Annotated in this window: 22 protein-coding genes, 4 tRNA genes and 1 pseudogene; 23 read left to right on the forward strand and 4 right to left on the reverse strand. The window is 57.4% G+C overall.

Going from position 1 to position 22,510, the window contains the following annotated elements; translation table 11 throughout:
* Window positions 1-18: 18 nt before the first annotated feature.
* Window positions 19-975, reverse strand: coding sequence for a DNA cytosine methyltransferase (locus tag CFB04_RS13905; protein ID WP_231934192.1), 957 nt, complete (start codon window positions 973-975; stop codon window positions 19-21).
* A 117-nt stretch (window positions 976-1,092) separates the two neighbouring features.
* Here CFB04_RS13905 and CFB04_RS13910 point away from each other — a divergent pair, with 117 nt between their 5' ends.
* The 8 genes from CFB04_RS13910 (at window position 1,093) to CFB04_RS13945 (ending at window position 6,227) form a co-directional block, all read left to right on the forward strand.
* Entirely contained in the window at window positions 1,093-1,749 is a 657-nt protein-coding gene (locus CFB04_RS13910) for a YceH family protein (protein ID WP_088535826.1), read from the forward strand.
* 8 nt (window positions 1,750-1,757) lie between these two features.
* A complete protein-coding gene (locus tag CFB04_RS13915) occupies window positions 1,758-2,573 on the forward strand; it encodes a DUF169 domain-containing protein (protein WP_088535827.1) in 816 nt (271 codons plus the stop codon).
* Window positions 2,574-2,636: 63 nt separating this feature from the next.
* Window positions 2,637-3,152 (forward strand): thiol peroxidase, encoded by a 516-nt coding sequence (tpx, locus tag CFB04_RS13920; RefSeq protein WP_088535828.1) that lies wholly within the window; start codon window positions 2,637-2,639, stop codon window positions 3,150-3,152.
* 35 nt (window positions 3,153-3,187) lie between these two features.
* Window positions 3,188-3,802, forward strand: a complete 615-nt coding sequence (locus tag CFB04_RS13925; RefSeq protein ID WP_088535829.1) for a CoA pyrophosphatase — start codon at window positions 3,188-3,190, stop codon at window positions 3,800-3,802.
* Window positions 3,803-4,005: 203 nt separating this feature from the next.
* Window positions 4,006-4,743 (forward strand): pseudouridine synthase, encoded by a 738-nt coding sequence (locus CFB04_RS13930; RefSeq protein WP_088535830.1) that lies wholly within the window; start codon window positions 4,006-4,008, stop codon window positions 4,741-4,743.
* Between the two features lie 37 nt (window positions 4,744-4,780).
* Entirely contained in the window at window positions 4,781-5,143 is a 363-nt protein-coding gene (locus CFB04_RS13935) for a VOC family protein (protein ID WP_088535831.1), read from the forward strand.
* Window positions 5,144-5,161: 18 nt separating this feature from the next.
* Window positions 5,162-5,449 carry a DUF2288 domain-containing protein gene (locus CFB04_RS13940; protein WP_088535832.1) on the forward strand — a complete coding sequence of 96 codons (288 nt, stop codon included), beginning with the start codon at window positions 5,162-5,164 and terminating at the stop codon, window positions 5,447-5,449.
* 28 nt (window positions 5,450-5,477) lie between these two features.
* On the forward strand, window positions 5,478-6,227 hold the full coding sequence (locus CFB04_RS13945; RefSeq protein ID WP_088535834.1) for a DUF1847 domain-containing protein: 750 nt from the start codon (window positions 5,478-5,480) through the stop codon (window positions 6,225-6,227).
* Here the strand turns inward: CFB04_RS13945 and thpR are convergent.
* Together thpR and CFB04_RS13955 are read right to left on the reverse strand one after the other, a co-directional pair.
* A complete protein-coding gene (gene thpR, locus CFB04_RS13950; protein WP_088535836.1) occupies window positions 6,224-6,769 on the reverse strand; it encodes an RNA 2',3'-cyclic phosphodiesterase in 546 nt (181 codons plus the stop codon). The two genes, CFB04_RS13945 and thpR, sit on opposite strands and share 4 nt — an antisense overlap.
* A gap of 25 nt (window positions 6,770-6,794) precedes the next feature.
* The gene (locus CFB04_RS13955) at window positions 6,795-7,838 is read right to left on the reverse strand and encodes a CapA family protein (RefSeq protein ID WP_088535838.1); all 1,044 of its coding nucleotides are present in this window, start codon (window positions 7,836-7,838) and stop codon (window positions 6,795-6,797) included.
* A 140-nt stretch (window positions 7,839-7,978) separates the two neighbouring features.
* Here CFB04_RS13955 and serS point away from each other — a divergent pair, with 140 nt between their 5' ends.
* The 15 genes and pseudogenes from serS (at window position 7,979) to CFB04_RS18550 (ending at window position 21,118) form a co-directional block, all read left to right on the forward strand.
* Window positions 7,979-9,247 carry a serine--tRNA ligase gene (gene serS, locus CFB04_RS13960; protein WP_088535840.1) on the forward strand — a complete coding sequence of 423 codons (1,269 nt, stop codon included), beginning with the start codon at window positions 7,979-7,981 and terminating at the stop codon, window positions 9,245-9,247.
* A 5-nt stretch (window positions 9,248-9,252) separates the two neighbouring features.
* Window positions 9,253-9,338: transfer RNA gene (locus CFB04_RS13965), tRNA-Ser, on the forward strand.
* Between the two features lie 66 nt (window positions 9,339-9,404).
* A tRNA-Ser gene (locus CFB04_RS13970) sits at window positions 9,405-9,497 on the forward strand.
* A gap of 50 nt (window positions 9,498-9,547) precedes the next feature.
* Window positions 9,548-10,027, forward strand: coding sequence for a DUF2155 domain-containing protein (locus CFB04_RS13975; RefSeq protein WP_088535842.1), 480 nt, complete (start codon window positions 9,548-9,550; stop codon window positions 10,025-10,027).
* Window positions 10,028-10,030: 3 nt separating this feature from the next.
* Window positions 10,031-10,107: transfer RNA gene (locus CFB04_RS13980), tRNA-Arg, on the forward strand.
* 18 nt (window positions 10,108-10,125) lie between these two features.
* Window positions 10,126-10,644: a tRNA adenosine(34) deaminase TadA gene (gene tadA, locus CFB04_RS13985; RefSeq protein WP_088535843.1), complete on the forward strand. Its 519-nt coding sequence runs from the start codon at window positions 10,126-10,128 to the stop codon at window positions 10,642-10,644.
* Window positions 10,613-10,701 (forward strand) — tRNA-Ser (locus CFB04_RS13990). Before tadA ends, CFB04_RS13990 begins: the two co-directional genes overlap by 32 nt.
* Before the next feature lie 256 nt (window positions 10,702-10,957).
* Window positions 10,958-11,218: a hypothetical protein gene (locus tag CFB04_RS17940; protein WP_157698799.1), complete on the forward strand. Its 261-nt coding sequence runs from the start codon at window positions 10,958-10,960 to the stop codon at window positions 11,216-11,218.
* A gap of 282 nt (window positions 11,219-11,500) precedes the next feature.
* Window positions 11,501-15,373, forward strand: coding sequence for a DUF3427 domain-containing protein (locus tag CFB04_RS13995; protein WP_197692518.1), 3,873 nt, complete (start codon window positions 11,501-11,503; stop codon window positions 15,371-15,373).
* A 211-nt stretch (window positions 15,374-15,584) separates the two neighbouring features.
* A pseudogene (locus CFB04_RS18545) lies at window positions 15,585-15,689 on the forward strand (very short patch repair endonuclease); the annotation flags it as partial.
* Between the two features lie 599 nt (window positions 15,690-16,288).
* Window positions 16,289-17,755, forward strand: coding sequence for an ATP-binding protein (locus CFB04_RS14005; RefSeq protein ID WP_088535846.1), 1,467 nt, complete (start codon window positions 16,289-16,291; stop codon window positions 17,753-17,755).
* Window positions 17,733-18,719 (forward strand): tRNA-dihydrouridine synthase, encoded by a 987-nt coding sequence (locus CFB04_RS14010; RefSeq protein WP_231934193.1) that lies wholly within the window; start codon window positions 17,733-17,735, stop codon window positions 18,717-18,719. The genes CFB04_RS14005 and CFB04_RS14010 overlap by 23 nt, the downstream gene beginning before the upstream one ends.
* A gap of 45 nt (window positions 18,720-18,764) precedes the next feature.
* On the forward strand, window positions 18,765-19,064 hold the full coding sequence (locus CFB04_RS14015; RefSeq protein WP_088535849.1) for a GIY-YIG nuclease family protein: 300 nt from the start codon (window positions 18,765-18,767) through the stop codon (window positions 19,062-19,064).
* 93 nt (window positions 19,065-19,157) lie between these two features.
* On the forward strand, window positions 19,158-19,673 hold the full coding sequence (locus CFB04_RS14020; RefSeq protein ID WP_088535851.1) for a GNAT family N-acetyltransferase: 516 nt from the start codon (window positions 19,158-19,160) through the stop codon (window positions 19,671-19,673).
* On the forward strand, window positions 19,670-21,118 hold the full coding sequence (locus tag CFB04_RS18550) for an RNase H family protein (RefSeq protein WP_088535853.1): 1,449 nt from the start codon (window positions 19,670-19,672) through the stop codon (window positions 21,116-21,118). Before CFB04_RS14020 ends, CFB04_RS18550 begins: the two co-directional genes overlap by 4 nt.
* 137 nt (window positions 21,119-21,255) lie before the next feature.
* Here CFB04_RS18550 and CFB04_RS14030 read toward each other — a convergent pair whose 3' ends face one another.
* Complete coding sequence (locus CFB04_RS14030; protein WP_088535855.1) at window positions 21,256-22,458, reverse strand: MFS transporter; 1,203 nt, start codon at window positions 22,456-22,458, stop codon at window positions 21,256-21,258.
* Window positions 22,459-22,510: the final 52 nt, after the last annotated feature.

Consider the following 22,510-nt stretch of genomic DNA (forward strand, 5'->3'; position numbering starts at 1 on the left):
TTGAGGTCGATTCGATTTTCAAGGAAGCCGGACCATCGGCACACCCCGAAGGATTTCCTGTACCGCTGCCACGGAGAGGCTGTTGCCGATGAGGTGCCACTGTTTCCGCAGGGAGACTTCAGAAGGGAAGCTGAAGGTGTCGGGGAAGTGGAGAAGCCGTGAGATCTCCTGAGGCGAAAAATAGCGGACTCTGTCGCCGCAGCGCAGGTAGGAGCCAGCGTTTACGATGGACTTTCCGTATCCGGATGTGAAGCAGGTAGTATAGGCCGTCGGGTCTTCCCGATCCAGAATCCGGAGTCCCGACCCGAACTTCTCGATGATCTCCGGCGCAAGCAGAAGATGGTGGGGGACCTCATCGGTCCGTGGGAGGTATGAGCCTAGCAGTCGGGGGTTCGTGTTTACCGGTTGGAGATCTGCCAGGGGGAGCCGGGAAGCGGTAAGGTAGTATCGCGGGCGTCGTGACGGCACCCCTAGCTCGGAAGGGCACAGGAGGCGCTCCCGAAGGTAATAGCCCCGCCCTTCGAGGATTGAGACCAGTTGATGGCGCGCATTCGAATCGGCAAAGCCGGCGACGTTTTCGAGGGCGATACTCTGCGGAAGGCACTCCACAGCCATTGCACGGAGAATTTCCATCAGCCGGAGAAGGCTCCTGGCGCGCGAGTCTTGCAGGTCGCGCCTGATGCCTCGTTCACAGTAGGGCTGGCAGGGGGGAGATAGCCACCAGAGATCCGCAGCGCATGTCGTGAGTTCCCAGGCGGTTACCCGTTCCAGGTCCACCCGGCGCGCCTGATGCCCGGGGAAATTATGGCGGTAGACGGCAAGGGCCTGCGGACTATGGTCCAGAGCCGCTACTACCCGCACGTTGCTTCCCTCTACTGCCGCGGCAAACCCGCCGATTCCGCAAAAAAGCTCAAGTGCCCGAATGGCCCGGGCAGCCGGCTTTACCGGCTCAGTACTGCTTTCCGTAGTGGTCATAGCTGCGCCGATTCTAAGGAGCTCCCTCCCGTTCTGTCAAGTCCGGCAGATAAAATTCATGCAAACGTCTGAGGGTGCTGTTATACTTGCTCTTCCGCAAATGAAAGGATGGAGCGCATGTACCCGGTCCTCAACGACATAGAAGTACGGATTCTCGGCTGTCTAATCGAGAAGGAGCTTACGACACCCGAGTACTACCCCCTCACCCTCAATTCTCTAACCACCGCATGCAATCAGAAGTCGAACCGCGACCCCGTCATGAACATCGAGGAGGGGGAGGTGGTCGCCGCACTCGACAAGCTGCGCTTCAAGGGAATGGCCCGGCTTTCGGGAGTAGGTGGCAGAGTGCCCAAATATTGCCACTCGCTGGCGGAGCGTCTGCGCCTGGACGAGCCCGAACTGGCCGTCCTTGCCGAACTTCTGTTGAGAGGTCCTCAGACCATGGGAGAGCTCCGAAACCGTGCGGACCGCATGTCCCGTTTTCCCGACATGGGAGCAATAGAAGCGGTGCTCAAGGAACTGATGGACATCGACCCTCCCCTCGTTAAGCTTCTGCCTCGCCAGCCGGGGAGAAAGGAGCAGCGGTACGCGCATCTTCTTTCAGGTGAACCGGTGGTGCCTTTGGAGGAAGTAGATGGACGTACTGCGGGGGCTGTCGGTAGAGGTGGGGAGTCCGAGCGGATGGCAAAGCTTGAGGAGGAGGTGTCGTTGCTGCGGAACGAAGTGGCCGAGCTTCGGAGGCTGGTGGAGGAATTCAAGTCCCAGTTCGAATAGGAGGCGCCATGGAAAGTGCAATTGCAAAAGCTATCAATCTTAAGTCTTATCCCGTGGCGATCTTGTGGACCGACGAAAAACCTGAAGGAGCCGCTCAATTCTCCCCCGGCAGTTGGGGATGTGTCATGGCGATGCTCGGTGCGGCGGCGACCAAGGCGAAATCCGCAGTATTCGACAGGGACAGCTTCGGTTGCGTCGGCGGCGGGTACGGACTTGGCTTCGGCAACACCTACGAGCAATTCCCCGGCGGGCTAGAAGGCTTCTCCCGGTTCCTTTCCAGCGGCAACGCCGGCTGGGAGCCAGGCGAGCGGATTGCGGAGGGAATGCGAGCCGGAGGGGCACGGGGGGAGTTTGTCGATCACTTCCTTCACGGCGAGCGCTACAAAAAGGACCCGGAGACGGTCCGCCGTTACCTGGAGGCCCTTCCTCCCATGGAAATACCCACCCGATATGTGGCTTTCCGTCCCTTGACACAGGTGGCGGAAGGTGTGGAGCCGGTTGCGGTGTCGGTGCTTGTTGACCCGGATCAGTTGGCTGCCCTTGTTGTCCTTGCCAACTACGACCGTCCGGGGTTGGAGAACGTGGCGATCCCATTCGTGGCCGGATGCCAGGCCGTAGCTCTTCTTGCTTTCCGGGAAGCTTCCTCTGAACATCCACGGTGTATCGTGGGGCAGACCGATCTTTCAGCGCGGAAGTACCTGCGGAGCCAGGCGGGAAAAGAGATTACGACCTTCACTATGCCGTTCCGCCGGTTCCGGGAGATGGAGTCCAACGTTCCGGGAAGTTTTCTTGAAGGCGATACGTGGCATTCGCTTCAGCAGTAGGAGTTGCCTTTGAACTGTGCAGGTGTAAACTATTCTGATCTCAGGATATGACGAGGAGGAATTATGCAGGAGCGTAGAGGAATCATCACTTTCAAGGGAAACCCGATGACGCTTCTCGGCCCGGATTTGAGACCTGGAAATCCAGCACCCGATTTCAGGGTCGTGGACAATTCTCTGGCCCCGGTGACGCTGCGCACCTATGAAGGAAAGATCAAGGTCATCAGCTCAGTCCCGTCTCTCGATACCCCTGTCTGCGATCGGGAAACGAGGCGCTTCAACGAGGATGCCGCCCGCCTGCCTGAAAATGTAGTGGTGCTGACCATAAGCCTCGATCTTCCGTTTGCCCAGAAGCGCTGGTGCGGCGCAGCGGGGATCGACCGGGTCATCACTCTTTCCGACTATCAGGACCGCTCCTTCGCAGAATCCTACGGAGTCTTGATCAAGGAACTGAAGCTTCTCTCCCGCTCTCTGTTCGTAATCGATACCGAAAACATTATCCGGTTCGTCCAGCACGTTCCCGAAGTCACCGAAGAGCCCGATTACGACACGGTCATATCGGCAGTGCAGGGGCTGCTCTGACAGAGATACTTACTGGAGCTAAGTCCTTCCCTTACATGCTGAGCATTGATAAGATAAAAACCCGGCTGGCAGCCCATGCCCCGGCGGTTCTTCCGGTAGATGATCGGGTGCGTGCCGCGGTTGCTCTCGTCCTGCGTTGCACGGAGCGGGGTCCTGAAGTCCTGTTCATAGAGCGGGCACTCCGCACCGGAGATCCCTGGTCCGGGGATATAGGCCTGCCTGGTGGAAAGGTGGAGCCATCCGACCCGGACGGTAGAGCTGCAGCCGAACGGGAAGCTGTCGAGGAGCTTGGACTCGATCTCGGACCAGCGACTTACCTGGGTTTTCTGGGGGAAATAGCCGGGGCGACGTTGCCGGTCCGGGTGGGCTGCTACGTTTATCTGCTCGAAGAAGTCACAGAACTTGATCCGGGAGACGAGGTAACGGATGCATTCTGGGTCGCTCTGACCGATCTTCTCGATCCTGCCCGCCATGGCAGCGTTTCCATAACGTTTCAAGGTGAAAGCCTGCCACGCCCTTCCATCCGCTTGCCGCAGACCGGTAAGCCGCCTCTCTGGGGGCTCACCTACAGGTTGATTGTCGAGCTCATCCAGCTGCTCGAACCGGAGCTCCAGTTCCCAAAACAGATTCGTCCTACCATCATGGCGTGATGCGGGCGACTCCGCATCAAGTTCTTTTACGGTGCCCTTTTTTTCCAGTTCCCGCAGTTTGCCCTGTCTTCTTCTCCCAGGTAAACTACTTTCATACATGAGAAATCGATCTTTGATTTGCTTGCTCAGGGGCGGCAAATCGGGTATCTTCTCGCGCATCGGCAACTGGTAATACGCCGTTGTTCAAGGTATCGAGGGGGCGTGTGGACGTCATATATCACGACGATCATCTGATAGCTGTCAACAAGCCCCCGGGTATGCTCGTCCACAGGACCAGCCTCGACCGGCAGGCAACAACATCAATTCTCCAGCAGGTGCGCGACCGGATCGGGAAGAGGGTTTACCCGGTACATCGTCTGGATCGACCCACATCCGGCGTGCTTCTCTTTGCCCTTTCCCCGGAGACGGCGGGGGCTGTGGCCGCGCAGTTCACCGGGATGGAAGTTGTGAAACGGTACCTGGCCGTTGTCAGGGGTTTTATTCCCGAGGAGGGGGTCGTGGATTATCCGCTGCGAGACGATCCCGCTTCCTCTGCAGTCGCAAAACTTTCTCCGCTCCGCGAGGCCGTCAGCTTGTATCGCAGGATCGCCACGACCGAACTGCCGATTGGGGTCGGTCGCTATCCGACCAGCCGGTACTCGCTGGCAGAAATGCGTCCCATGACAGGTCGCCGCCATCAGTTGCGGCGCCATCTCAAGCACATACTTCATCCCATTATCGGTGATACAAACTATGGCGAAGGTCGACACAACCGCCTTTTCCGGTGTGAGTTCGGCTGCAGCCGGCTTCTTCTTGCTTCGGTGGAACTTTCGCTGCGCCATCCGGTGACCGGGGAGAGGCTAATGCTTAATGCTCCCGTCGGATCCGAATTTGCCGCGGTAATGGAGCGTTTCGGGTGGCGGCAGGCGCTGCCTGACGCATGGCTGGATACGAGACTGTAACCTGGATAGCGATCTCACCCCGGCAGGAGGACGAGCTATGGCTAGCGCGATCAACTGGTTCGAGATCCCGGTTTCCGACATCAAGCGTGCTGCAAGATTTTATGCCGCCGTGCTGGCTACCGAACTCTCGGTCCACGAGGTGATGGGGCGGCAGCGGGCGCTGCTCCCGTTCAAGGACGGTATAGGGGGGTCTCTCGTGGAGGGAGCGGGATACGTACCGGGCAGGGAGGGGGTGCTCCTCTATCTGAACGGCGGGGATGATCTGGATGTGCCGCTCCGGCGGGTGAAAACTGCCGGTGGCCGGGTACTGCAGAACAAGAAAGCAATCGGAGAGTACGGATTTACTGCCATCTTCCTCGATACGGAGGGGAACAGGATAGGTCTTCACTCCAAGGGGTAGGAGCCTGAAAGGATTGGTATGGCATTACGGGAAGAACTGGCAGCTTCGGTCGACGAGGCGCGCTGGGAGTGGATGAGGGCGCATCTTGAGCGAGGAGGGCTGATTGTGGTGGCTGCTGATCTCGACCTTGCTTGGGCGGGGGAACGGGTTGCAGCCGATGATGCAGCCACCGTAGGAGGATGGATAGAGTCAGGCAAACTTGCCAAACCCTCGACCGAACAGATAGCGGCATGGGATGCTGCGTCGGACAAGCGGTTCCGTATGTTGATCGTGAGCCCCTACATACTGGTTCAGGAAATGGAATGATCGTGACATCCGGCAAAGGAGAAATGGCATGACATCTGGAGAAGAAGTACCATTGTCCTGCTCACGGTGCAGCGCCGTGTGGCAGAAGCAGGGCATGACGAACTGCTGGAGCGGCAACCCGGAAACCGCTCCTCCCCGTCCGGGAAACTGTCCATCCGCCAGGTATGGTGATGAGATCGGCGAGACCCTGGAACTTTATAAGGGTGACGAGGACGATGCGAAGATGGCGCGAATCGCGGCGCGGGTGGAGGGGCTCTGCTATCAGCCGGTCCCTGGAAGCGACGCTGTGAATGCGCGCTGGACGAGAGTTGAAGACACCATCGCCTTTGCAAAGCTGATGGGGTACTCCAGGATCGGAATAGCCACCTGCATAGGCCTTCTGGACGAGAGCGAGCGGCTTGCATCGATACTCCAGGCCCAGGGGCTGCAGCCTATGAGTGTCTGTTGCAAGGCCGGGAGCATAGACAAGCTGGAGATCGGGCTTAAGGAAGAGGAAAAGGTCCGGCCCGGGACGTTCGAGCCGGCATGCAACCCGGTGGCGCAGGCGGAAATCTGCAACCGGTGCGGTACCGACATGAATATCATCGTCGGCCTCTGCATCGGCCATGACATGCTCTTCACCAAGCACTCTCAAGCTCCGGTAACCACCCTCGTAGTTAAGGACCGGGTGACGGGCCATAACCCGGCGGCAGTTCTTTACGGGCAGAACTTCTATTACAAGCGCCTGCAGAAGCAGCCGGTGGCAGTGCCGTCACCTGCGGAGCAGCAGACATTCTAGTCCGGCACGCTGAGCGGGTAGGTGGCTTCCCGACGGTGCACGGCTCCTTTTTCTGAAAGGATGCTGGAATAGAGGTGAAACTCCTTTACGGGGAATGGAGGCAGGCTGAGCTCCCTATGACGACTCTCCAGGCGCTCGACGGCTCCTGGTGGCGTCTCTTTTAAACGGGCAAGGGTGATGTGAGGAGAGAATTTTCGATCCTCGGGAGGAAGGTCTGTAAGGCTGAGCGCGGATTCCACCGATTTCTGAAGCATTGTCAGGTGCACGCATTCATCAATGCCTACCCAGAGGACCCTCGGGTGTCTGCCGGGGGGGAAGTGCCCTAAGCCCCGCAGGGAGAGAGTGAAGGCGCATCCTGGTACTTTTTCCAGCACATTTCTGACGCGGGAAAATGTGGCGCCGTCCACCTCTCCGATGAATCGAAGTGTCAGATGGATTTGATCTGCCGGCACCAGCCGCGCTCCCGGCAGGTCAGCTGCAAGCCCCCCGATCATCCTCCGCACCTGATCGGGCAGGTCTACCGCCACGAAGAGCCGATGCATGCATTTCCCCTTGTCAGCGCACCTGTCACCTTATGACACGAGCGGTTCTGAGCTCTGGTAAGGCTAGCCATCTTCCCCCGTCGCTGACGATTACCGTGCCCATCCCGGCAGAAATTTTTGCTATGTGGTCGATTACTCTTTTCCCCCGGCGACCCGAAAGCGCCGCAGGCTGTAGTTTCACCTCGCTGTTCAGCACGTTGAGAGGCAGAAGCTCGACCTCCTCCACCCCCTCGTCTAGCGTGATGCGCGCAATGACGCTTCTGTCCGAGCGAACGCTCGAGCTTGCGAAAGCGAAGTTTCCGAGGCTATAGAGAATCACCCCGTTCTTGTAATGTTCGATCCCCTGCAGCACATGGGGGTGATGCCCGAGTACCAGCACCGCTCCCGCATCGATGGCAGCCCGGGCGGCCGCCGCCTGGGTAGGCTTGGGCAGCGCTGCAAGCTCGTCCCCCCAGTGAAATGATACCACCACGTGGTCGGACTTGGAGCGCGCACGCGCAATATCTTTCTTGATGTATCCGGGGAAGCCGGGAGCAGTGCCGCCGCGGAAGGGGGTGGCAAAGAATTCGGCGGGGAGGGTCAGGGAGTAGGCCAGAAAGGCTATGGTTTTGCCTTTAACGGAGATGAGGGCCGGTTGACGGGCGCTGCTCAGGTCGGCACCAGCCCCTGTGAATGATATGGCTGCCCTGGAGAGATGGCTCAGCGTATGTTCCAGCCCGGCGATTCCATAATCAAGAATGTGATTGTTGGCCAGGGTGACGAGAGAAAATCCTGCATTCCTGAGTGCTGTGGCCGTTTTCGGGTTGCACCTGAAGCGGAACCTCTTATTGCGGAATTCCGTACCACCTGAGGTGATCGGCGCCTCCAGGTTTCCCATTGTGATGTCTGCGCTGCGCAGAAGCATCGCGGTGGCCGCGAAGGGGTAGTCGTAGCCCCGCTGCCGGAGAAGCTTAGAGCCTGCGTTTCCGCCGAGCATGACATCGCCGACGGCGTTTATTACAATCTCGGATGCGGTGGTAATGGAAGGCTGAAACAGCAGGAGCGACAACAATAATACGGACAGCCGCATGGGTGGGGAAATCCTCCTCGAAAATACTGCCGGAGCTCAAGGGCCGATTCCCGGCTTGCAGGGATCATTCCTGTTGACTGCCGGGGAAGATAAATGCTAAACACTATAGCTTTAATAAAGGAAATGTAAAGGGTTTGCTAATGCTTGATGCTAGGTTTATCCGTGATAATCTTGAACTGGTGGAAGCGCGCCTCAAGACCCGCGGCGAAGGGGTGAATCTGGAGCAGTTCAAGCTGCTGGACACACGCCGGCGAGGGCTTCTCCAGGAAGCCGAGTCGCTGAAAGCACTCCGCAACTCTGTCTCCGAAGAGATCAGCCGCATCAAGGACAAGAGCCAGGCGCAGGGCCGTATTGCTGAGATGCGGGAGGTTTCGCAACGGATAAAGGGATTGGATGAAGATCTGAAAGGGGTTGAGGCGGAACTTGAGATGCTTCTCCTTACGATCCCGAATCTTCCCCATGCAGCCATACCTATCGGGACATCGGAAGCGGACAATGTAGAGGTGCGGAAATGGGGGGTGCTGCCGGAGTTTTCCTTTGCCCCGAAGCCGCACTGGGAGATAGGCGAAAGCCTGGGCATTCTCGACTTCGAGCGGGGGGCAAAGATTACCGGGGCACGCTTCACTCTCTACCGTGGGCCCGGTGCTCGTCTGGAGCGAGCGCTCATTAATTTCATGCTCGACCTCCACACGGGGCGGCACAATTATGTTGAAATGCTTCCACCCTTTATGGTAAACAGGGAAAGCATGACCGGGACCGGTCAGTTGCCGAAGTTTGCCGATGATCTCTTCCATCTGGAGGGGGTCGATTTTTTTCTGATACCTACGGCTGAAGTACCGGTCACCAACATTCATCGCAACGAGATTCTGAAGGCGGCTGATCTTCCGCTTTGCTATACTGCGTACACTCCCTGCTTCCGTAAAGAGGCGGGTTCATACGGGAAGGATACGCGAGGGCTTATTCGCCAGCACCAGTTCAACAAGGTCGAACTGGTGAAGCTGGTTTCCCCTGCAGAGTCGTATGCGGAACTGGACAAACTTCTAGGGGACGCCGAAGAAGTCCTGAAGCTCCTTGAGTTGCCATACAGGGTTGTCGAGCTTTGCAGCGGGGACATCGGATTTTCAGCTGCAAAGACTTACGACATCGAAGTATGGCTGCCGGGGCAGGACACCTACCGGGAGATCTCTTCCTGTAGCAACTTCGAGGATTTTCAGGCACGCAGAGCTGGTATCCGCTATAGAGCGGACGAGAAATCGAAGCCAGAATTTGTGCATACCCTTAACGGTTCCGGACTGGCTGTCGGGCGAACACTGGTAGCTATCCTTGAAAACTATCAGCAGGCGGATGGTTCGGTGCTGATCCCAGAAGCGCTCAGGCCGTACATGGGGGGCCAGGAGAGAATCGGCTGATTTCCGGAGGGATGGCCGAGTGGTTTAAGGCGGCGGTCTTGAAAACCGTTGAACGAAAGTTCCGTGGGTTCGAATCCTACTCCCTCCGCCACTAGCTTTATGTTGAAGGTTCAGGTTTTGCGTCAGGATGTTCTTTAGAATTTGACGTGCAGGTTGAGGAGAGATGGCCGAGTAGGTCGAAGGCGCTCGCCTGCTAAGCGAGTATACTGGGAAACCGGTATCGAGGGTTCGAATCCCTCTCTCTCCGCCACTACCCGCACACTGTCAGGATCGGCATCGGTGGATGCTCCAGGAGGATGAGTGAGACGAGCAGTTACTGTTTTTGCCGCCGCGGTAGTGGTTGTCGTGGCTGTAGTGGGTTGCAGCAGAAAGGAAGAGCAGAGGGAAAAGGTTTCTCCTTCTGGGCAGGTGACGAAGAAAGAGGCGGTAGTTGTAGTTCCTGAGAGCGTCAAAGGGAAGTGGAAAGCCGTAAAAATCGCCGTTACCGACAAAACGACCAACAAAGAATCCGTCTATACCGTTAATATAGGTTCATCCTTCACGATTCCGAATTCGGATCTGTCCGTAAGTGTCGTGAATTTTCTTCCGCACTTCATGATGGAAGGTACAACCCTGACGTCGCAATCCAATGAACCGAAAAACCCGGCAGCTCAGGTGAAGATATTGGAAGGCGGCAAAGACGTTTTCAAAGGATGGCTGTTCACGCTCTACCCGACGACACATGCGTTTCAGCATCCCAAGTATGGTTTTACTCTGGTGGACTTCGTTCCAGCCGGTTAATACGCGCTCGTAGCTCAGCTGGATAGAGCAACGGACTACGAATCCGTAGGTCGGGAGTTCGAATCTCTCCGAGCGCGCCATTTTTTTTGCAGGAAGTAATGAAGGACGATTCGTACTGGATGGGGATTGCGCTTCGTGAGGCCGTTAAGGCCGGCGACCGGGGTGAAGTCCCCATCGGCGCTGTAGTGGTGAAGGATGGGGCGGTCATCGGCCGGGGGTTCAACCTTCGGGAAAGCAGGAACGATCCCTCTGCACATGCCGAAATGGTCGCTATCCGCAAGGCGTCCCGGAAGATGGGAAGCTGGAGGCTTTCCGGGACCACGCTTTATGTAACGCTGGAACCGTGCATCATGTGCATGGGGGCGATCCTTCTGGCCAGGATCGACAGGGTTGTGTTCGGGTGCTTCGACCCGAAAGCGGGCGCCGCCGGTTCATTGTACGACTTGTCCAACGACCGGCGCCTCAATCACAGATTCTTCCTGCAGTCCGGCGTCCGGGAAGCCGAGTGTGCAGCGTTGCTGAGCGGTTTTTTTGCAGACCTGCGGATGCGAAAGAAAACCGAAGCAGCTATAGAAGCCAGTTTGCGGAGAGATGGCCGAGAGGTCGAAGGCGCCTGACTCGAAATCAGGTATACCCACCGGGTATCTAGGGTTCGAATCCCTATCTCTCCGCCACAAAATAAAGGGGTCACGGCATTTGTCGTGGCCCCTTTCATTTTTACCGTGAGACGATACCTCGGCGTATTGGACGTAGCTGCAACCTTTCGTGCCATCGCTACAAGAACAACCCCTCGCCCCCCCCAGTATGAGCAGGCATGGAAGGCTTCCTCTGCATCAGCCGCAACGGGATCAATATCCCTTTTAAGGTATATTCCTCATTTATTCCTTAAAAGGTATATCTTGCTACTTTTCTGGCTATTGGCTGCCAGTTATGGCCATTAGTGGCAGAAACTGTCGATATGAACACGTCTCCATCCGCTACAGGCACTGGTTAACGACTGCACGGAGGAGCAAAGTATCCCCTGCGGAGATGGCGCTCATAGTCGATGAAGTCCTAGATCGAATGGACGATGTGATTACGGCTGTCGAGTCAGGATTGCCCCGTGATTTCCCCGAAGAAGTCGCTGCCGGCATATTTGGCGGGATGTGGCAGTCACGAGACCGGTTGGCGTCGCAGAAGCACGAACAGTGACATGTGTGAACAATCCGCAAAGCGCTGTAGGACATATTCGCGGCACAACAACGATGGATTAGCTGATACCCTGAATCGATCTCTCGGGATCATTGGTTCATTCGTGAAAGGTCTTGTTTCTCTTTCACCTATTGCATGGTAGGGAGTTGTTATATTCCTGAATATTCATTGAATCTTTGTTGACCCTCCTCCCGGATCGTTATATATTTCGGGACATTTTAATCCAACTTGCAATCCCGACCCCATTTGTTCCCCTCGACGGCTGAAAATCCTAGATGAGGAATGCAAACCGGCATGTCATGCTCTGCGGACTATTACAGCGTCAACGCAATTGCCTTTTTCGACGATACGGTCGGCGTTGACATGTCCGCTATCCATGAGCGGTTTCTTGCGCTTGTCCCGAAAGGCGGTCTTGTGCTGGATGCCGGTTGCGGCTCCGGCCGTGATGCCAGGGAATTCAAGCTGCGCGGGTATCGCGTGGCTGCATTCGATGCTTCGCCTGAACTGGCAGCGCTGGCCGGCGCTCATATCGGGCAAGAGGTTTTGGTCCGCACTTTTGCCGATGTTGATGAGGTCGGGCTTTATGACGGGATCTGGGCCTGCGCGAGTCTGTTGCATCTGCCTTCGGCAGAATTGCCCGATGCCCTCAAGCGCCTGTGGCGGGCACTGAAACCGGGTGGCGTTTTTTATCTCAGCTTCAAGGAAGGCAGGGGCGAGCGAACCAAAGATGGTCGGCACTTTACGGATTTGACAGAACTTGAATTACGCCGAATCATCAATGAATTGCAGGATGTGTTCAAAATTGATTGCTGGCAGTCCCGCGATGCCAGACCGGGTCGTAGCGATGTATGGCTGAATGCCCTTGTCCGGCGCAAGCACCATAACGTTAGCCGTCTGATCACCGGCGGCAGCCAAAATCCCTTCCTCCCCTCCCTCCTTGAAGGCATCCGTCAGGCTACCGAAATCGAAATGACGGTGGCGTTCATCAAGGCAACCGGTCTGCGCCTGCTGTTTGCCGATCTAAAAGATGCGCTCGCTCCCTCGCCTGAGAGTAATAGAGCCCCCGCGAGGCTACGCATCATCACCAGCGATTACCTGGATGTCACCGATCCTGAAGCCATGCGCAGTCTGATGCTGCTGCAGGAACGGGGTGCGCAGGTCAAGGTGTATGAATCCGCCGGTTCCAGCTTCCACATGAAATCGTACATTTTCGTCCGCCAGGAAGGCAACGCCTTGGCGGGCATGGCCTTTGTCGGCTCCAGCAACATCAGTGCTGCGGCGCTCAAGGACGGTCTGGAGTGGAATTATCGCATCGATGTTCCCAACTGGAGCGACTCTCCCGATTATGCAGGTTTTGCCGAAATCCGCAGCCGTTTCGAAGAGCTGTTTGCCGATCCCCGGGCGGTGCCACTCACGCACGACTGGATTGACGGCTATGAGCAGCGGCGACGGGTGCAGGCTCTGTCGGTCGCTCCGGGGAGCCACGAAAGCGAGCCGCCGCCATTACCGACCAGCATTCAGAATGAAGCGCTGCTGGCCTTGACCCTTACGCGGCAGGAAGGCTTTCGGCGCGGCCTCGTGGTCATGGCGACAGGCCTCGGTAAGACCTGGCTCGCGGCATTCGACAGTCATTTCATGCAAGCGAGGAGGGTACTGTTTGTCGCCCATCGCGAAGAGATACTGTTCCAGGCGGAAAACACCTTCCTTCGGATTCGACCCCACGCGCGAGTCGGCTTCTACACCGGCCAGGCGAAGGATGAAGAAGTAGATATCCTCTGTGCCTCGGTACAGACCCTGGGCAAGCTCGAACACCTCATCCGATTTCCTTCCCGCCATTTCGATTATGTCGTCGTGGATGAATTCCATCACGCGGCAGCTGCTACGTACCGGCGCTTGCTCAGTCACTTCGAGCCCCGTTTCCTGCTCGGCTTGACGGCAACTCCCGAACGTTCCGATCAATCGGATATCCTTTCCCTGTGCGACGACAATCTGGTTTTCAGCAAGGATCTCTTTGTCGGTGTCACCAGTGGTCTGCTGGTCCCGTTTCATTACTACGGGATTTTCGACGAAGAGGTCGATTACCGCGAAATCCCGTGGCGCAGCGGCAAGTTCGATCCGGAGCAGCTTTCCAATAAACTGGCGACCCTGGCCCGTGCCCGACATGCCCACAGGAAATGGCAAGAGCTCTCACAGGAGCGCACCCTTGCATTTTGTGTCTCGATTCGTCACGCACAGTTCATGGCGGAGCGGTTTCGGCAATTGGGGGTAAAGGCCGAAGCGGTTTACGCCGGTTCGGCCATGGCGCGCAGTGAAGCGCTGGAACAGCTCACCGACGGGCGTTTGCAGGTGATCTTTTCCGTTGATCTGTTCAATGAAGGGGTGGACCTGCCGGGGATCGATACGGTGATGCTGCTGAGGCCGACTGAATCGAAAATCCTGTTCCTGCAGCAGATAGGTCGTGGCCTGCGCACTGCACCCGATAAAGATCATCTGGTGATCCTCGACTTTATCGGCAATCACCAGAGTTTTCTCCACAAGCCGCAGGCACTGTTCAAGGTTGCGGCTAATTACAAGGCGCTGGCCCAGTTTGCCCGGCAGGTTGAACAGCAGCGTCTGACTTTGCCGGAAGGGTGTTTCGCCAACTATGATCTGGAGCTGATCGACTTTCTCAAACAACTGGACAGCGGCGGCGCACAAAAGGAATACGAGGCGCTGCGTGAATCCCTGGGACGTAGGCCGACCCTATCGGAGTTCTACCGCAGCGGCGCCCTGGTCAGTCGGGTAGGGCAGCAGTACGGCAACTGGTTTTCGTTTGTTGATGCCATGGGTGATCTCGGGGCCGATGAGATAGCTTGCGCAGAGCGGCATGGCAAGCTATTCCGCGAAGTCGAAATCACCCCGATGACCAAATCCTTCAAGATGGTGCTGCTCGAAGCGCTACTGGAGCATGACGGCCTGATAACAGCCCCTGCTCTGGATGTTCTGGCTGCACAATCGTTAGCCATTTTCCAGCGACGACGCCGGCTTATTCAGGATATCAGGCAGGATCTGCAAAATATCGATCAGGTGAAACCTGCCGACTGGCGGCAGTATTGGGACAGCAACCCGGTCAATGCCTGGATTGGCGGTAATCGCCCCGGGACCACCGACTCTTTCTTTCATGTTGTAGACGGCAGGTTCACGCCCCGATTCAAGGTCGCCGCCGATGAACTGGAGACATTGACGGCACTTCTGCAGGAGTTGGTCGATTTCCGGTTTGCTTCGTACGAAGCCAGAAGCGCTCCTGCATTACCGGGGAATGTCGTGCCGCTGAAGCGACCGGTTGACAGAGTCGAAGTTCCTTATTTCCCGAACATCCAAATTGCCTGCGGGCATTTCAAGTCGGGCAATGCCGACGCAGAGGAGTATCGCAGCCTCGGGGCTGGTCATGGCAAGCTCGATCCGGCACGGCACTTCATCGCACGGGCATCGGGCAACTCGATGAATGGTGGCAAGAATCCGATTCATGACGGCGATTATCTACTGCTGGAACGGATCACGCCGGGAAGCGCCGGTTCGATCACGGGTCTGATCATGGCAATCGAGAGGCAGGATGCCGGAGGAGACAATCAATACCTTTTGCGTATGGTGACCAAACCGAGTGCAGGGCGCTATGTTCTCAAGGCGACCAATCCGGACTATGAAGAACTGGAAGCGAATGAAGAAATGCGCACCTTCGCCCGGTTGAAGGAGATTCTTGATCCGCTTGATCTGGCAATTGGCCGGTCCTTTATCCGGGAAGACATCCCGGCGCTCTTCGGTGAGGAATACAACCCCGGCAACTGGAATGTTGGCCATGTTGTACTAAAAGATCGGCCGATTCATGTGCTGCTGGTAACTCTCAACAAACAGGGAAAGGCGGAAGAGCATCGCTATCACGATTATTGGATCGATGAACAGACGTTCCATTGGCAAAGCCAGAACAGCACCAGTCCGGAAAGCAAGCGGGGGCGCGAGTTGATTGACCATAAGAAGATGGGGATTGCCGTGCATCTGTTTGTCCGCGACGGGAAGCTGGCTGGGAATAAGGCTGCGCCATTTACTTATCATGGTGAAGTTACCTATGCGGGGCATAAGGGGAGTGAGCCGATGAGTGTTGAGTGGCGGGTTGATTGAGGGAAGGGAATTGCACGGCTTCAGGGGGTGATGGAGGTCGATCTCCAGGTTGATGTGCCGAGCGGATTGTCCCGTGTCAAAGGCAGCCCCCCACTGTCTTCTTGAGTTAATAAGCTGTATCAACCGCTGTTGCAAAATAAGATAAGAGCGTCCCCTTGCCTCCACTTGCCTCCACGCAAAATAAGATAAGAGCGTCCCCTTGCCTCCACGGATGGGCTACCGCTTACATAGGAAAGACCTTCCTGGCTGACCAGACATCGTGCTACCTAAGTATAAGGCAGAGATTTTCGTACATGGCTGCTTCTGGCATAGGCATAGTCGTGTATAACGGGGTCGGACCAAGCTAACCCCTTGAGGAGCCAACGAGATATTCCCAGAAATACCCATCCTCTGGCCTTAGAGCCTTGTTTTTGTAGTTAAAACAACAGTAATGCTCTGGTGGCACCGCAACTGGGGGAAAGCATACGTAATTCGAAATTCCTCCCTACCGAACAGCGACGAGTAGGTGCCTTCCGACATGGGACGAGAGGAGAGGAAAATTTTCGTTACCGTAGACGTTACGAAAAGATAACGCCAGAACTTTACGCTAACATTCGACGTATGGCGGGGCTTCGGACCAAGCTAACCATCCCAGAGACACCCATCCTCCGGCGCGGAATATAGGCTTCAGTGCCCACCTAAACCAATCTCCCGAATCCAATGCCGCTTCAAGGCTAGGGTCAGCCCCGACATGAAAAGGCACCATGCAGGGTCAGCCCCCGACATGAGACATTGGGGATAGCTACAAAGCCTCTCAAAAACTGGCAGTGATTACGAAGCTTGAAATGTGAAAAATCACTTGCCACCAACTTTTCACTTAAAAAACACATTTAAGTAATGTATATTTTACTAAAAATGATATTTTAAGGCGATTCCGTGATTGCAACATCCTCCGAACTCATCACCGTACTCCGTCAATACAACCCCTGGTGGCGCGGTGCCCCATCAGCCGATCTGCCAAGCTGGCGACGGCGGGCCTTTCACGACATCCTTACCTGGATGCAGTCTCCCCCCGCGCCACGGGCGCTGCTCCTTTACGGCGCGCGCCAGGTCGGGAAGACAACTCTCTTTCTCCAGGTAATCCAGGAGCTGATCGACAGCGGAGTCCCTCCCAACAAAATTCTTTACGCAACCTTTGATCATCCGCTGCTGAAACTGCTGGGACTTGACGGACTGCTCAAGCTGTGGCGGGAATTCGAACCGGAGAGCGACGGCATCGAATACCTCTTTCTCGATGAAATCCAGAGCGTCCGCGACTGGCAGACCTGGCTGAAGCTGCAGGTGGATTTCGAGAAGAAGCGTCGCATCGCCGTAACCGGCTCGGCCACTCCGCTGGTGACGGAGGGGCAGGAGTCCGGCGTCGGGCGCTGGCACACCCTGCGGCTTTCGACCCTGTCGTTCTTTGAATATCTGCAACTCAAACAGATAAACGTGCCACCGCTGCCGGAAATCAATTCACTCGCCCGGCTTTTTGAATGGAAACCGGCAGAGTTTGCCGCCGTGGCAGCGGATGCAGCGCCGCTGGTGGCTCATTTTCATGAATACCTCCTGCGGGGCGGTTTCCCGCAAAGCGCACTGATGGGGAGCATAACCGCAGCGCAGAAGCTGTTGCGCGAAGATATCGTGGACAAGGTGCTGAAGCGGGACATGACGGCGCTCTTCGGTGTGCGCCATGTGCTTGAGCTTGAACAGGTCTTTCTTTACCTCTGTCTGCACGGCGGCGGGTTGTTGGATATGCAGGTGCTGTGTGGCGATCTGGAGCTGAAGAAGCCGACGGTGAATAACTTCATCAATCTGCTGGAGTCGACCCATTTAATCTACAAACTTCCCCCTTTCGGTTACGGCAAGGAGATTCTGCGCGCCCGTTACAAGGTCTATCTGGCTGATGCTGCCATCTCTCCATCGGTGCTGCTCAAGGGAACTTCACTTCTGGAAGACCCTCTTGCCTTGGGCGTAGCGGTGGAGACGGCTTTTTTCAAGCACATCTTTGCCCGCTATTATTCACGCAGTGTGGGCTTTTCCTACTGGCGCGGCAGGAATGAGCGGGAGGTTGACATTGTCGCCGAGGTCGAGGGGCGACTGACGCCGTTCGAGGTGAAATACCGCTCACAAAGTACTGGTGCGGGGGAATTGAAGGGTCTTACGGAATTTTGCGAAGCACGCAAGGCTCCCCACGGCTATGTGATCACCAAGGAGATGCAGGATTTTTCCCTCCTTTCTCCGGGGAAAAATGTGGAAACCGGAAACGGGCAAGTGGCGATCAGTATAGCCAAGATACCAGCGCCACTGGCCTGTTACTGGCTTGGGAAGACCGAACTGGATGAAATGCCCGAATATACCTAACCAACCTTCAAGCCTCCCCTGGCCCACCGGCTCAACGCCGCTGATGCTGGCGCCTATGCAGGGGCTGACCAACCGCGCCCTGCGGGCTCATTTCATCGAGCAGGTCCGCCCCGACGTCGTCTTTACCGAATTCATGCGGGTAAATGCGGCGGCGGAGGTGAAGCGCCTCTCGGTGGTGGATCTGCGTGGGATTGCAGCTGCTGAGGAAGGAGTGCCACTGGTGGTCCAACTGGTCGGGCACGGCCGGGAACCGCTGGTGTCGGCAGCCCGGGAGGTCCAGGGGGCGGGCGCTGCGCATATCAACCTCAATATGGGGTGCCCCTATGGCCGGATGACCACCGGCCTCACCGGGGGCGGCATGCTCCGCAAGCCGGAAGAGCTAGCCGGGATAATCTGCCCGCTGCGGGACGCGGTGCGAGGGACGTTTTCCGTCAAGCTGCGAGCCGGATATGATGATCCTGAACTGGTGTTAGAACTGCTGCCGTTGTTCGAGGCGGCCGGGGTCGATTTTCTCGTCCTTCACCCCCGCACCGTTGTACAGAAATACACCGGTTGCGCCGATCACACCGTCACGGACAGGGTGGTTCGGGAGACCCGGCTGCCGGTGATCGCCAACGGGGATATCAGAACAGCGGCCTATGGCGAGCAGGTTCTGCGGGAGACCGGTGCGGCGGGGTTGATGCTGGGACGTGGAGCTATTGCCGACCCGCTGCTGTTCCATCGCCTGCGCGGAAATGCGCCGGCTGTGCCGGGGCTGGCGGAGCAGCGCACGGAACTCCGGCGTTATCTGCAGGCGATGCTGGTCCGATATGGCCGCTTGTTTTGTGGAGGGATGCAGGTTCTGGCCAAGCTTAAAGAGATAACTTCCCACATAGATACTCCTGAACTGGCGAAGCCTCTCAAGGAGCTGCGACGGGCAAAGACCCTGGAAGCTTTCGAAGCGGCGCTGGCTCTGCTTGACTGATCGGATGGACAGCATGGAGTTCGGCAAGGGGGAGACTGCAGCATCATGAGATGGAACGTGTACATCATACTCTGCTCCGACGACACGCTCTATACGGGGATCACCACCAACATCGATCGACGCTGCCGCGAGCACGCGGCGGGAAGGGGCGCCAAGTATTTCCGGGGGCGCCAGCCGCTGCGGATCGTGTACCGGGAAGGCGGGCACACCCGGAGCAGTGCCGGGAAGCGGGAAGCCGGGATAAAATCGCTGTCCCGGGAGGAAAAACTTCTCCTCATAGCTTCTGCGGGCACCGGGAGCCTGTCGGACGCAGGAAATCGTAGCGAATTGCACGATATGTCGTGACATGCTATGGTGCCTTGCTTCCGAGACGCCTTGGCGGCAGGCATAGTTGAACGGTCCACTTCTGCACGACCGACAGATTTTCAGGGATTACATATGAAAATACAGAAGGTGACCGAAGAGCATCACCCGAAGATCGACGCGCTCCTGCGCAGCGCCTTTCCCGGCAGCGAGTACGAAGCCGAGCTGGTGCGGCAATTCCATGCAAACGGAAGACCCGTGCACGAGTGGGTCTGCCTGCATACCAACAGGGTCATCGCCTACATAGCTTTTTCCAACGCCTACCATGGTCGTGATGTCTGCGGATTGCACCTTGCGCCCATGGCCGTGGCACCCGACTTCCAGGGGAAAGGGGTCGGTTCGGAACTGCTCAGATTCGCCCTGCGGCAGGAGCCCATAAAAACCCGGGCGCTGTTCGTGTTGGGGGAGCCCGGATATTACGGGAGGTTCGGCTTCGAACCGTGCAGCCAGCCTGCCTGCCCGTACGACAAGAACAACTCGCACTTCCTGAGTATGAGGAACACGACCACCATCCCGTTTGTGGTAGGGTATGAGCCGGAGTTCAAGACAGCGGAGAAAACGCCGAAGCCCCAAGGGAAGAAGCGCCCTTGAGGACTCCCCAGGCCCCGACACTCTATCTGCTGGATGGCTCCAGCTACATCTACCGCGCCTATTACGGGATCCGTGACGGTGCCACCTCCGGCGGGATGCCCACCAATGCCATTTTCGGTTTCACGCGGATGCTCCTGGGGCTTCTGCAGGAGAACAAGCCCGACCGTCTGGCCGTCGTCTTCGACCCTCCACGTGAAGAAACCTTCCGCCGTGACATCTATCCTGCCTACAAGGCCCACCGTGACGCCATGCCCGAGGATCTGGTGATCCAGGTCCCGTACATCAGAAGGATAGTGCAGGCCCTCAATATCACCGCCGTCGAAGCTCCCGGGTTCGAAGCCGACGATGTCATTGCCACCCTGGCACGGGCCGGCGCCGCGGAAGGTTTCGAGGTCACGGTCGTCACCGGAGACAAGGATCTGCTACAGATCGTCACCGACAGGATCGGCCTCCTTGATACCATGAAAGGCATCCGCTCCGGGCCGCAGGAGGTACTGGATCGTTTCGGCGTCCCGCCGGAACGGGTGGTGGACGTGCTGGGTCTGGCGGGGGACGCCGCAGACAACATTCCCGGTGTTCCGGGCATCGGGGAGAAGACCGCTGCCGGTCTCGTCCAGCGGTTCGGCTCCCTGGAAGGGGTGCTGGAGTGGACAAGTCTCGTCAGCGGGAAAGCCCGCCGGGAAAGCCTCCGTTCCCACGCCGGGCAGGCCAGGCTTTCCAAAACGCTCGCTACGGTCCGTTATGATGTCCCGCTCGGGTTGTCCCCTGCCGACCTGCAGAGGCGGCCGCCGAACCTTGCGGAGCTGATTCCCCTGCTCCGCGAGCTGGAGTTCGCGCCCCTTGAGGCGGCATTCACCCCGCCACCGCCGGGAGTGGTGGAGATATACAGCGACGGGTCGGGAAGGGATTCCGGGCCCGGCGGCTATGGCGTCATTTTGCGCTACGGAGCGCATGAGAAAGAACTGAGCGGTTTCGAGCCGGAGGCAACCTCCCAACGGATGGAGCTCATTGCGGCGATCAGGGGGCTGGAAGCGCTGAATGCGCCGAGGAAAGTGCGCCTCTTCAGCGATTCCCAGTATCTGGTCCGGGGGATGAGCGAGTGGCTTCAGGGATGGATCCGCACCGGCCGACTTGAGACCCCGGATGCGCTGAAAAACCAGGATCTCTGGCTGGAGCTTGCTGCTCTCTCCCGGAAGCACCAGGTCACCTGCCAATGGGTGCCCGGTCACGCCGGGCATCACTTCAACGAGAGGTGCGACAAGCTGGCAAAGCGGGCCGCCGAGGAGGGTGCGCGGGCGGCCGTGACGGCACAGCCGCCGAAAGAAGTCCTCGAAGTTGAGAAAGCCTTACCTCTGCCAGTGGCTCTCGATTCCCACGATCCGGGGTGTGGATGTGAAGTGACCACGTTTGAAGCCGATGCCGATGGTCAGCTCACTTTCTGCTAGCCCGTTGCTGAAAACGAAGTTTCAGCGAAGCTAAAAACAGCCATCACGGCGCCCTCCTCATCCGATGAAACTCGACCCACTTCCAGTATTGCCCGATCTGAACCCCATCCCACCCACAAGCGACTGATCCTGCTGTCTCACACCGTAGAGGACTCTTCCCCCATTTTGCATCTGACGCTCCGAAGGAAGAGGAACATGAGAGGTGGGAGGGTGAGCGAGAAGGCGAGGAGTAGCGCCTGAAATGCCCTGTTGACTCCTGTGGAGTCGGCAAGCTTTCCGAGAAGAGGTCCGGTGCATGCAAAGGCGAGCCTGAAACAGAGCGACTGCAGCGAGAGGATGCTCGCCCGTCTTCCTGAAGGGATCTCACGCTGTGAATGAGCGAGCATCATCGGTCCCCGCATTCCCCTCACGCTCGTCAGCAGGTAATAGAACAGGAACCCCCAGATCCAGACGGTGAAACCCAGCCCCAGATATCCGGCCATGATCAGAATCAGAAAGAGGATCAGAATTCTGCGGTCGCCGAGCCCGCCGGTTATCCTGTGACTGACGACGGCGAAAACGGCCACACTCAGATTGGCGCCTGTCCAGATGGGGCCGAACCATGCCACGGGAACGCCAGCATTCTGCATGTATGGCTGTATCAGCCAGACCGGATAGAACGATGCAAGTCCGAGCACTGTATTGAGCAGGATGCTCCATCGCAGAAAAGCATTCTCGCTGAACGCGTAACGAGCCGTATGGATTGCCTCGGAAAGATGGTTGACGATAGGTGCGTGGTGCCGGGGAGGTTCCACCATGGATCGCGTCAGGAGCAGGGCGCACAGCCACACGGCCACCTGCAGGATGAAGGGGAGGAGTGGAACCCATGAATAGAGCATGCCGGCAAATATGGCGCCGAACGCTTCGCCGAATTGACCGTAGCCGCTCATGCGTCCCTGGTGTCGGGCATACTCCTGCTCGTTTTCTTCAGCCTTGAGCGTTTCGTATAACAGCGCACTGTCGGAGCCGCTGATGAACGCGAGGGAGATGCCGAGCAGGATCTCGGCGATGAGCACCCCCGTGAAGGAGTCGGCGAAGGAATACATGCCCCATCCGGCCATTCCCATCACCGACGCAATGTTGAGTGTGACGCGGTAGCCGACCCGGTCGCTTACATACCCGGTGGGATACTCCATCACCACCATCACGATGGAGAGAATGCTCTGCAGGAGGAGGATCTGGGTAAGCGAGAGCCCGATCTGGTCTTTCCAGAAAAGTGTGATGATCGCCATGGGGAAGAGCGTCATCTGCAGGAAGGAGAAGGCGTACAGTTTCCTGGTGTTCCGGGAGAGAGATTTCATCGAGGACTGTTCCTGTTTTTCAAGCTTTGCGAAGCATATGGCACAGTAGCAG

Origin of the sequence: Geobacter sp. DSM 9736 (assembly GCF_900187405.1) — a bacterium.
Taxonomy (GTDB): Bacteria; Desulfobacterota; Desulfuromonadia; order Geobacterales; family Geobacteraceae; genus DSM-9736.